This is a genomic window from Dyella sp., assembly GCF_035508675.1.
In the GTDB taxonomy this organism is placed as follows: Bacteria; Pseudomonadota; Gammaproteobacteria; order Xanthomonadales; family Rhodanobacteraceae; genus Dyella_B.
Window position 1 is genome coordinate 1 of record NZ_DATJMN010000167.1, and the last position, 8,335, is coordinate 8,335.

The 8,335-nt window shown below is 57.5% G+C and carries 5 protein-coding genes; 4 read left to right on the forward strand and 1 reads right to left on the reverse strand.

Going from position 1 to position 8,335, the window contains the following annotated elements:
* From VMA74_RS09215 to VMA74_RS09225, 3 genes are all read left to right on the forward strand, one after another.
* Nucleotides 1-2,362 (forward strand): TonB-dependent receptor (locus VMA74_RS09215; protein WP_325366345.1); only part of this gene is annotated, 2,362 nt, incomplete at its 5' end.
* A 99-nt stretch (nt 2,363-2,461) separates the two neighbouring features.
* Nucleotides 2,462-4,306, forward strand: a complete 1,845-nt coding sequence (locus VMA74_RS09220) for a beta-galactosidase family protein (RefSeq protein WP_325366346.1) — start codon at nt 2,462-2,464, stop codon at nt 4,304-4,306.
* Between the two features lie 126 nt (nt 4,307-4,432).
* Nucleotides 4,433-5,632, forward strand: a complete 1,200-nt coding sequence (locus VMA74_RS09225) for a glycoside hydrolase family 27 protein (RefSeq protein ID WP_325366347.1) — start codon at nt 4,433-4,435, stop codon at nt 5,630-5,632.
* Between the two features lie 658 nt (nt 5,633-6,290).
* Here the strand turns inward: VMA74_RS09225 and VMA74_RS09230 are convergent.
* Nucleotides 6,291-6,419 carry a substrate-binding domain-containing protein gene (locus tag VMA74_RS09230; RefSeq protein ID WP_325366348.1) on the reverse strand — a complete coding sequence of 43 codons (129 nt, stop codon included), beginning with the start codon at nt 6,417-6,419 and terminating at the stop codon, nt 6,291-6,293.
* A gap of 602 nt (nt 6,420-7,021) precedes the next feature.
* Between VMA74_RS09230 and VMA74_RS09235 the strand changes: the two genes are divergently transcribed.
* Entirely contained in the window at nt 7,022-8,302 is a 1,281-nt protein-coding gene (locus VMA74_RS09235) for a ferritin-like domain-containing protein (RefSeq protein WP_325366349.1), read from the forward strand.
* Nucleotides 8,303-8,335: the final 33 nt, after the last annotated feature.

An 8,335-nucleotide genomic window follows, 5' to 3' on the forward strand; every position in this document is an offset into this window, starting at 1 on the left:
CATCATCAGCGTCGCACAGGTCAACAAGACATCATCGGCCGATATTCCGGAAGTCGACATCGGCGGCGTGGTGGATATTCAAACCGCACGCCCGTTGGATTTCCACGGCTTTCATGCGACCGGTTCGGCTGCCGGCGTCAACAGCAACCTCACCGGCAGTTGGGCCGGCAAGACCACGCCCAAGGTATCGGGCATGGCCGGCTGGACCAATTCGGACCACACCTTCGGCTTTCTGGCTTCCGTGCAGTACTACAAGCGCGACGATACCCAGATCAACACGCAGGCCAATTCCTGGTACGCCAACCAGAATATTTCCCAGCTTTCCGGGCTGAGCAATCCCAATTACACCCACGTCGCCATTCCTGAAACGCTGGCCAACAACGTGGTCAATGAGGAGCGTACGCGCAAGAGTTTCACCGGCGCCATCGACTGGCATCCGATCGACCAGTTGATGGTCAAGTTCGACACCTTGTATGCGGGCTATCGCATCAATCCGCTGGAACACGAATTCGGCGAATACGGCAATGCCAGCGACATCCAGTCGCTCACCACGGATGCCAACAACACCGTGTTGAGCTATGTGCGAAAGCCGGCCGGCGTGATGTCGAACGATTACGTCGTCGCCTACAACCCCAGCGACGAAATCATGTTGCAGAACGGGTTGAATGCGGCGTTCAACATCGACCCGTCGAGCACCATCAGCCTGGACGTCTCCAACTCGAAAGCCTGGAACAAGCAAAGCCCTTACGGCTACTTCTCGGTGATCGGTACGCGTAATGTCGGCGTCAATCCGACCTGGACCAACAACGGCGACAACACCCCGCCGAGCTATACCGACATTCTTCCCACCACCAATCTCAACGATTTGTATGCGCATTGCTGCAACGCCGGCGGCCAGTCGAACAACGTCACCGAAGGCATCACCCAATATCAGCTGAATTTCGCCAAGAATTTCGAGAGCGGCGTCTTGTCTACCCTCGAATTCGGCGTGCAGGAAAACCGGGACTACAACAAATCGGTATCGGTATCCACACCGAACGGCATTCTGTGCAACGCGTACTGCGGCTATGCCGTGCAGGTACCGGCCAGCGCCGTCGGCGCGTACATTTACACGCCCCCGGCACCGATCAACGGTGTCTCACAGCCGGGGTTACCGACGCAATGGATACAGTACAACGTACCTGCGTATTTCAACTGGCTGACTACGCCTGCGGCCTACAATCAATTGACGCCTGACAAGCGCGCAGCCCTGCTCGCGGCCCTTGCCCAGTACGGCAGTTTCGGACCCCAGGTTAATCCAGGCAGCTTCAATGAGGTGCGGGAAACCGAGAAGGCGGCGTTCGCCAAAGCTGTATTCGAAGGCACGATGTGGGAATTGCCCTGGGCTCTGGATGTCGGTGTGCGCTATTTGCACACGAGCTCGGAGTCCCAGGCAATTTTCCAGGAGCCCACCAGCTACTACGTGGATCCGAATGACACCAGTGCGAGCCAGGTCACGTTTGGACCATTGCAGCCGCAATCAGCCACAGGCGGCTATCACAAATGGCTACCGGCGGTGAACTTCAAGCTCAATTTGCTTGACAACTTGATCTATCGCTTCTCCGCTTCCAAAACCCTGACGCCGCCCCAGCTGAGCAATCTCTATTACAACCAGAGTTTCGGTACCCGTCCGGAATCGTTGACGATCAGCCAGGGCAATCCCGATCTTCAGCCTTATACATCGACCAACTTCGACACCGGCATGGAGTGGTACATCAACGACGCCAGCTATCTGGCCCTCGAAACCTTTTACAAGCATGTCAGCAACTTCAGCACGATCGTCAGTACACCGGTGTCGTTCCTCGGCCAGACCTGGTCGCTGAGCGAACCGGTCAATTTGAATTCGGCGAAGATCTATGGCGAAGAACTGACCTTCAACTATCAGTTCAAGAATGTCCTGCCGGCACCTTTCGACGGCCTGGGCATGCTTTTCAACTACACCCACGTCCAAAGCAGCGCCAACCTCAGTCCTGGCACGATCAGCACATCCGGCAAGTTCGCCGTCCCCGGCATTGGCGATTCGGCCAACCTCAGCGGCTACTACGAGAAAGGACGCTGGCAGGTACGCCTGGCGTACAACTGGCGCGGGAAATATCTGGAGAGCATCGCCTACGGGTCAGGCGCACAGCCTGCCACACGAACCGACTACGGCGAGCTGGATCTGAGCGCCAGCTACAAGCTCAACAGTCACGTCTCGCTGTTCGTGGACGGCACCAACCTGACGCAGTCGCATCTCTATGATTACTCCGCGTATCCCAATCGCTTCCTCTACGCCGAAGCGGATGGCACGGTGTATACCGTGGGCGTGCGCGGCACGTTCTGACGCAGACAAGATGTCCGAAGAAACCGCGTAGGTTGGGGTTCACATACGCTTAGCCCAACCTACGTGCTCGCACTAATCGCAGTTCGACGGAATGTTTCGATGAATAGATTGAAAAGTTTGGGGGCAGGTCTGGCGCTCGGCGCGTTGCTTGCCGGCAACGCGCTGGCTGCCCCGGTGGGCTCGCCGCACGGACTTGCCATTGAGCACGGCCAGTTACTGCTGGACGGCAAGCCGTTCCGCATCATCGCCGGCGACATGCACTACACGCGCGTTCCCCGCGAATACTGGCGGGCACGCCTGAAAATGGCCAAGGCGATGGGCTTGAACACCATCACCACCTATGTGTTCTGGAACGCGCACGAGCAGACGCCCGGCCACTACGATTTCAGCGGCCAGAACGACATCGCCGAATTCATCCGCGAAGCGCAACAGGAAGGCCTGTACGTGATCCTGCGGCCCGGCCCTTATGTCTGTTCGGAGTGGGATCTTGGCGGCTTGCCGGCGTGGCTGCTGAAAGACCGCAATGCGCATATCCGCAGTACCGATCCGGCGTTCATGCAGCCGGCGCAACGCTGGCTGCATCGGCTAGGACAGGAACTGGCGCCGCTGCAATACAACCGTGGCGGCAACATCATCGCCGTGCAGGTGGAAAACGAATACGGCAGCTACGGCAAGGATAACGACGCCTATCTGCAGCAGATCCGCAAGGACATCGTCGACAGCGGTTTCGATGCTTCGCTGCTGTACACCTCCGACAGCGCGCCGGAGCCGGCTTCACTGCCCGGCCTGCTCAAGGTGATCAACTTCGGTGTCGGCCATGCGCAAGAAAAGCTCGCCAAGCTGCATCAATGGCAACCGGGCGGCCCCTATATGGTCGGCGAATACTGGGTCGGCTGGTTCGACCACTGGGGCGGACCGCACTACGTGATCGACGCTGCCAAAGTGGCGAACGAATTGAGCGGCATGCTGAAACAGGGTTATTCCGTAAGCCTGTACATGTTCCACGGCGGCACCTCGTTCGGCTGGATGAGCGGGGCCAACTGGGACGACAATAGCTACCAGCCGGACGTGACCAGCTACGACTACGACAGCCCGCTGGATGAAAGCGGCCGGCCCACCCCGAAGTACTACGCGCTGCGCAAGGTGATTGCCGCGGCCACCGGCACCACGCCGCCTGCGGTGCCGGCAACGCCCTCGACGCAAGCCATCGCCAACATCAAGCTGGATGAATCGCGGTCGCTGTGGGATGCCTTGCCGGCCCCTACGGCGTCACATGAGCTCAAGACCATGGAAGAGCTTGGGGAATCCTACGGCGACATCCTTTATCGCAAACGTATCGATGCGAATGCATCCGGCAGCTTGCATATCGACGGCCTGCACGACTACGCGCTGGTGTATGTCAATGGCAAGCGCATCGGCACGCTCGATCGCCGCCTGAAGCAGGACTCACTCAATGTGAAGCTCGCCAAGGGCGACACGCTCGATCTGCTGGTGCAGAACGACGGCCGCATCAATTTCGGCGAGAAGCTGGTCAACGAACGCAAAGGCATTCTTGGCGCCGTCACGCTGCAAGGACAAACGCTGCTCGATTGGCAAATCTATCCCCTGCCCTTTGCCGACAACGAGAACGTAAAGGTCACCCAGGGCGCATGCCGGCATGCGCCGTGTATCTATCACGCAACATTCAATGCGCCGGTATCCGGCGACGCCAATGCCGATACGTTCCTGGATACCAAGGGCTTGGGCAAAGGTGTGGTGTGGATCAATGGCCATCCGTTGGGACGCTTCTGGAACATCGGGCCACAGCACACACTGTATGTGCCCGGCGCGTGGTTGAAGCCCGGCGGCAATCAATTGGTGGTGCTGGACCTGCTGACTGAAGGCGAGCCCACGCTGCGCACGCTGAAACAGCCGATGCTGGGGCCGCCGAAGCAAGCAAAATAAGCCATGCGGTAATGCAGACCTCAATCAAGCGGAATTCTGCTCCCTCCCCTGCGTGCAGTAGGGAGGGAGTTGGCAAGGCGAGATTTGACAATCATCAAATCCTTTTCAATTGGTGGAGAAAAATCAATGATGGCTTCCCCTGCATCCCTGCGGCGCGCTGCCGCTTCCCTCGCATTCGTTGTCGCGGTCGCGGCAAGCGCAAGCCCTGCATCGGCGGCGCAAGCGACACCGCCGCAAATGGGCTTCAACAACTGGAACTCCACGCACTGCCGCGATGAATTCAATGAAACGATGATCCGCGGCATCGCCGACAAGTTCATCAGCATGGGGTTGCGCGACGCCGGCTACCGCTACGTCAACATCGACGACTGCTGGGCCAACTGGCAGCGCGACAAGAACGGCAACCTCGAACCCAATCCCAAGCGCTTCCCCAGCGGCATCAAGGCGCTGGCGGACTACATCCACGCGCACGGCTTGAAGTTCGGCCTGTATTCCAGCGCCGGCACTTCCACCTGCGAACCGCTGCAGGAAAACCGTGGCTTTCCCGGCGGCCTGGGTCATGAAAAGCAGGATGCCGCGACCTTCGCGTCATGGGGCGTGGATTACCTGAAGTACGACAACTGCAACAACCAGAAGGTCGATGCCCGCAAGCGCTACACCGCGATGGCCGAAGCGCTGCGCGCCACCGGCCGGCCGATCTTCTACAGCGTGTGCGAATGGGGCGAGAACAAGCCCTGGCTGTGGGCCGGCAAGCCGCCGGTCGATGCCGGTTCGTGGCGCACCACCGGCGACATCAGCGACAGCTATGCGTCGATGCTGAAGAACTTCAAGCAGAACGTGGTGCTGGATCGCTATGCCACGCCCGGCCACTACAACGATCCGGACATGCTCGAAGTGGGCAACGGCGGCATGACCGACGTCGAATACAAGAGCCACTTCAGCCTGTGGTCGATCATGGCCGCCCCGCTGCTGATCGGCACCGACCTGCGCACGATCAAGCCGGATGCGCTACAGATCTTGCTCAACAAGGAAGTGATTGCGGTGGACCAGGATCCGCTTGGCGTGCAGGGCAAGCAGGTACGCGACGCCGATGGCATCCATGTGATCGTCAAGCCGCTCAAGGATGGCAGCCGCGCGGTGGCGGTATTCAATGAAGCCGATACGCCGCGCGAGGTCTCGGTTTCCGCTACCGAAATCGGCCTGAAGACGGGCGGCAGCTACAACGTGCGCGATCTATGGACGCATACGCAAGAAAAAGGCGATGGCGCGCTGAAGCTCTCGTTGCAGCCCCATGCAACGGCGATGTATCGCATAAGCACGCTTTGAGGCAAGGCCTTACCGCACACCACGGTGACGGCATTCCACACACCGCAAAGGCCCGCATGACGCGGGCCTTTGCATGATGGACACCTTCTCACGTTTCTTCGACCGATGCCGGTGCAACTTCTTTCGGCCGGGATGACTGGCGGCATCGCGACATGCCGTAAAGCGTGTCGGCGTAGCAAGGGCGTTTTGTTCGCACTACGTCTGCATCGACGAAACATGCAGGGTCATATGCGCGCGCTCTTGCGTCGCCATCGCACTCGCGATGGCTTGTTAGTGCGCGTCCGCTTATGCGAGCGTCAGTATTCTATTGACGCGCACCGTCAACGGCGTTTCTAACGGCACACTCGCGCCAATAGATGCTGGATTGTTTCTCGTCGACGATCACGGCAGCTGCTTGCGGCGGCTCACGCCTGTCGTGCAAGGCTCGTATTACACGCCTAGTTGTCGATTGGCAGGAAAGATCGTAACGACGTTCCAAACGAACCTCAGGCTGAGATGAAATTCCAGCCCACGGGTCATGTCCGCCGCGACACCCTCGGCGCTGTAGAGCCGCGCACCACCAGATCCGCCAAGAGCACGCGCTTGCGTGACGGCACGGCAGGACCGTTGAGCCGCTCGATCAGCATGGTCGTGACTTCCACCCCAGCGCATTCTTCGGCTAGGCGACGGTGGCGCGTGCCGGCGACGTATGCCGCGCGAAGCGAATGTCTTCGAAGCCGACCACCAAGATGTCCTGCGGCACACGCAAGCCACACACACTCAACGCACGCATGGCGCCGATGGCCATTTCATCATTGAAACAAAAGACAGCGCTGAAAGACCAAACAAACTGCGATCAAGTGTGTAGTTGGCTTGGCGCTTGCTCTTCTGTTCCAACCCATGCTCGCCATCCACCACGGCGCGCAGAAATGCTCGACGCACTGCTATTTATGATGCGATGCGCCAATTTAAAATCAGAATATTCCTGCACGCATATTGGATGAATGCCGATATGAAATAGCATCATGAATGGTACACCGTTACAGCCAATGGCAATCTTACGTAGTAAATCAAGCAAGACAGCTTTCACGTACCGCCAAGTTACGCCACCTAATCAGAAATATTTTAAGGTTGCTTAGTCATTGCACACCTTTAAATTAGTATTTTACTAAAACTTTTCTTGCATGATATTCGTGTTTAACTTAAACCAGTGCGTTACCACACAGTCGAAAATCGACAGAGGCAATCCATTTTTGAAGAACAACACAAAAACCCATCAAATAAAGGGCCTTACGAATGCACACGCCACGAATCATATGGACACCTCCGGACAAGGATAAAACGCCGGAAGTTGCACGAATACGAAATCGACGTAGCCCATCGGAACTAAGACCAGCGCCGCCTAATCCCTTGTCCCTGGCAATTCAAGAAGAAGGAGTACCCCGCGTCGATCACGCGGCCACGCCCAAGCAGGATGCAATCGGCTTACTCATGCTGGCCGCTGAAGTAGAACATGCGCTGATGGCGCAATACCTGTACGCAGCAGGTTCACTGCGTAGCGGCTACGCACGAACTGTTGCGCATGTAGCCATCCAGGAAATGGGGCACCTCCTGACGGTGCAGAACCTGCTGCTTGCTTTAAATGGCATTACCGACGAAGGGATTCCTCGCCTCATTCATCTAGGTCGCGACACCATCCGTCGCGCTAGCACACGCAATCCTCTTCCGTTCATTCTCGAACCAATATCCAAGGACGCACTAGCCAAGTTCGTCGTAGTCGAGCGCCCATGGCACATTTCAGACTCCACCGTAGCTCAAACGGTTAATGAGATTGAAAAGCACGTCAAATTACTCGGCGTCAGCGCCAATCCCTTGTACGCACTCTATGCTGCCATTAGATGGATCTTTCAGGCTGACGATACGCCAGACGAGCTTGGCCTTTCGGTCGCGTTAGGATTCCGCCCTGGCTGGCATTTGACCGATGAAGATTTTACAAATGTAGACATTATCGATCGCCTTGCATCCACCCGCATCGAGTGGGGGTCGTTTCCTGACTTAATCGTTGCGTCCGTTCAAAACCGCGCCCAGTGTTTGGCAGCCTTGGACCTCATTACAGCACAAGGGGAGGGCCTAAGGAGCACGCAGGACTCACACTTTTCAAGCTTCTTCTCTCTATTTCAGTCGTTTGAAAACGGCCATGTTGCCGTTCGGCCGTTACCGCGAACACCGCGAGTGCCTGGCCAGAAAATCAGTGACGACCCTACGCCCACTGACATTATTGACCCCGAGACCATTACCTGGGCCGAATTGTTCAACCAGTGCTACGAACTCCTGCTCTTAGATATCGCATGGACGCTCTCACACGAACATGGAGAGCAGAGGGTGGCGCTTATAGGTTTGTGCACTCGGACGATGACTCAAGTCCTTCGCCCGCTTGCCAGGGATTTGACTAATCGTCCGCTAGGAGGTCCAGCGTCAGGCAATGCAGGACCTCCATATGCCCTGCTCAACGAAACTTGCCCAAAGACCCGATCCGACTTTCGCGAGCGATACCGCGAGTGCATAGCCAGGCAGCGGGCGGCCATCGATGCCATAACAAGTAGAGCTGGGTCTGCGCCAAACCCGCTCGCCGCACTCCGCCTAAGCGCGATCGAACATATTACCGAAACACGAAAACCCCACTTACCCTGAGGGAGAATAGAAATGCCATACGCTATCTATCCA

Bases quoted from the DNA above. Each gene is read 5' to 3' on its own strand.
- VMA74_RS09225 (WP_325366347.1), top strand. From the start codon at position 4,433: ATGATGGCTTCCCCTGCATCCCTGCGGCGCGCTGCCGCTTCCCTCGCA.
- VMA74_RS09230 (WP_325366348.1), bottom strand. From the start codon at position 6,419: ATGGCCATCGGCGCCATGCGTGCGTTGAGTGTGTGTGGCTTGCGTGTG.
- VMA74_RS09220 (WP_325366346.1), top strand. From the start codon at position 2,462: ATGAATAGATTGAAAAGTTTGGGGGCAGGTCTGGCGCTCGGCGCGTTG.